Consider the following 3,133-nt stretch of genomic DNA (forward strand, 5'->3'; position numbering starts at 1 on the left):
TATCAGCGCCATTGCCAGCGCCGCCCACGAGGTGGGTGCACAGGTGGTGGTGGACAACACCTTCCTCTCCCCTCTGCTGCAACAACCGTTGGCCCTCGGTGCCGATGTGGTGGTGCACTCCACCACCAAGTACATCAACGGTCACTCAGACGTGGTGGGCGGAGTGGCGATAGCCAAGGAGGCAGCACTGGCCGAGTCGCTGGTGTGGTGGGCCAACTGTCTGGGGCTCACCTCCGGGGCGTTCGACTCCTACCTCACCCTGCGCGGTCTGCGCACTCTGGCCCCCAGATTACGCACCCATCAGGAGAACACCGATCGCATCCTCGCCTTCTTGCAACAGCAGCCACTGGTGAAACGCATCTATCACCCCAGCCTGCCGAGCCATCCGGGCCATGATATTGCGCGCCGTCAACAGTCCGGCTTCGGCGCCATGCTAAGTTTTGAACTCGATTGCAGCGAGGCGGGCATTCGCGCCTTCCTCGCGGCCCTCACCCTCTTCTCGGTGGCCGAGTCCCTCGGCGGGGTGGAGAGTCTGGTGGCCCATCCGGCCAGCATGACTCACAGGGCCATGACCCCGGCGGCGCAGCAGGCAGCAGGCATCAGCGCCCAGCTGCTGCGGCTGTCGGTCGGTATTGAACACGGTGAAGACCTGGTGGCCGATCTGGCTCAGGCTTTTGCACAGGCGCAGCAGGCAGAACAGGTAGCGAAGTAATGGAACAGCAGCAACAAGGAGAGATCGCGGTGGCAGCAGAAGCAGGATTGAAGCGACGTCACGTCCACAAATTTGGTGGCAGCAGTCTGGCGGATCCGGTCTGTTATCGCCGGGTCGCCAGTATCGTTGAACAACAGGTGGGCGGGGATGAACTGATCGTGGTCTCCGCCGCAGGCAAGACCACCAACCGGCTGATCCAGCTGGTGGAGCTGGCCGAAGCGGGGGACGAAGCCGCTGGTGAAGCCATCTCTGCCCTGCAGGCCTATCAGCAGAGCCTGATCGACGGCCTGCTGGAGGGTGAACTGCAGCTCGATCTGAGCAAGCAGCTGGCCGACGACATGCAACTGATAGCCAAAACGCTTGAAGGGCAGTTTGATCGCTTCGCCCGCAACGGCCTGCTCGCTTTTGGCGAAGTGTGGTCGGCGCGCCTGCTGGCGGCCCTGCTCACCAGCCGCGGCGACAAGGCTATCTGGCTCGATGCCCGCAGTTTCCTGCGCGCCGAGGATGGCGCTCTGGTCAAGGTAGATACTGCGCTCTCCAGCGAACTGCTCAAGGCGCGACTGGCGGAGCATGCCGGTCGCATCGTGGTAACCGGCTTTATCGCTGCCGACATGGAGGGGCGCTCCCTGCTGCTCGGTCGCAATGGATCCGACTACAGCGCCAGCCTGTTGGCGCTGCTGGCAGACGGCGAATCCACCACCATCTGGAGCGATGTGGCCGGGGTCTATAGCGCCGACCCGCGCCGGGTGAAGGAGGCACGCCTGCTGGAGCGCCTGAGCCTAGCCGAAGCCAACGAGCTGGCCCGCCTCGGCTCCTCGGTCTTGCACTCCCGTACCCTACAACCTGTGGCCGACAGTCGTCAGCGCCTCACCCTGCGCTGCAGCTACAACCCGGACGAAGGCTGCACCCACATCCTGCGCCGCGCCCCCCGCTCCGGCGGTGCCCGCATCGTCTCCTCGGTGGATCAGATCGCTCTCATCGAGCTGAAGGTGCTGCCGCAAACCAACTATGAACAGACGGTGGCCACCATCGAGGCCCATCTGGCCCGTCACCGTCTCAACCCGCTCACCCTGCAGCGTCAACCGGATCGCCGGATCCTGCGCCTCGCCTACACCCTCGAGGTGGCACAGGGAGCCTTCGAGCTGCTGCGCGACTTCCAGCTGCAAGGGAGCTTCACCGGCCTAATCCAGAAAGAGGGGTTCAGTCTGGTGGCGCTGGTCGGCGCCGGTGTCACCGACAACGCGGAGCAGTGTCATCGCTTCTATCAGCTGCTGGCAGATCAACCGCTGGAGTTCGTACAGGTGGCCCGAGATGGCCTGAGTCTGGTGGCCGTGCTGCGTCAGGTAGTGCTGGAGCCGCTGCTGATCGCTCTGCACAGCGCCCTGTTCAGCCGCCCGACCCGGGTCGGACTGGTGGTGTTCGGCAAGGGCAATATCGGCGGCCACTGGCTGAGTCTCTATGCCCGCGAAAAGGCACGGCTGGAACATGAACTCAATCTGGCGCTCACCCTCTACGGGGTGTTCAGCTCGGAAGGGGGGCTGCTGGATGAAGAGGGACTCAACCCCCTCAAGGTACAGGACAACTTCAATCCCAAACCGCTGATCTGGCCGGAGTTGCTCTCCCAGCTTGAACAGCACGGCTTCGATGCGCTGGTTGCGCTGGACATGACCGCCAGCGAAACGGTGAGCCGCTACTACCCCGACTTCGCCCAACTCGGCATTCACATCATCGCCGCCAACAAGTTTGCTGGCGCCGCCGACAGCGAGTTCTACCAGCGCATCAAGCAAACCTGCAGCGACCATCAGGTGCAGTGGCGCTACAACGCCACCGTGGGCGCCGGGCTGCCAATCCAGTCCAGCATCCAGATGCTGCGCCAAAGCGGCGACCGCATTCAGGGGGTCTCCGGCATCTTCTCCGGCACCCTCTCCTGGCTGTTCCAGCAGTATGACGGCACCCGCCCCTTCTCCGAGCTGGTGGACGAGGCGTGGCAGCACGGCCTGACCGAGCCGGATCCCCGCGAAGATCTCTCCGGTCAGGATGTGCGACGCAAGCTGCTTATTCTGGCGCGGGAAGCGGGCTTCGAGCTCGACTCCGCCGATATCGAGCTGGAGAATCTGGTACCCGTTACGCTGCGCAAGGTGACCACCGATCAGTTCATGGACAGACTGAAAGAGCTGGATGGCCCGATCCAGACCGCCTTCGAAGGGGCCAAGCGTCTCGGCAAGGTACTGCGCTACGTCGCCCGCTTCGAGCATGACGGCAAGGCGCGGGTCGGACTGGAGGCGCTGGAGCCCCATCACCCGTTTGCCAACCTGTTGCCGTGCGACAACATCTTCGCCATCGAGAGCGACAGCTACCGCACCAACCCACTGGTGATTCAGGGGCCGGGGGCGGGTCGGGAAGTGACCGCCGCCGCTATCC

General features: G+C 63.9%; 2 protein-coding genes. Both read left to right on the top strand.

Going from position 1 to position 3,133, the window contains the following annotated elements:
• Window positions 1-712, top strand: a 712-nt coding sequence (locus AACS18_RS02385; protein WP_181363236.1) for a PLP-dependent transferase, incomplete at its 5' end; no start/stop codon positions are given.
• A partial coding sequence (locus AACS18_RS02390) for a bifunctional aspartate kinase/homoserine dehydrogenase II (protein ID WP_108612010.1) occupies window positions 712-3,133 on the top strand: 2,422 nt, incomplete at its 3' end. The genes AACS18_RS02385 and AACS18_RS02390, both read left to right, overlap by 1 nt.

The organism is Aeromonas sp. HMWF015 (assembly GCF_963878965.1).
Classification (GTDB): domain Bacteria; phylum Pseudomonadota; class Gammaproteobacteria; order Enterobacterales; family Aeromonadaceae; genus Aeromonas; species Aeromonas veronii.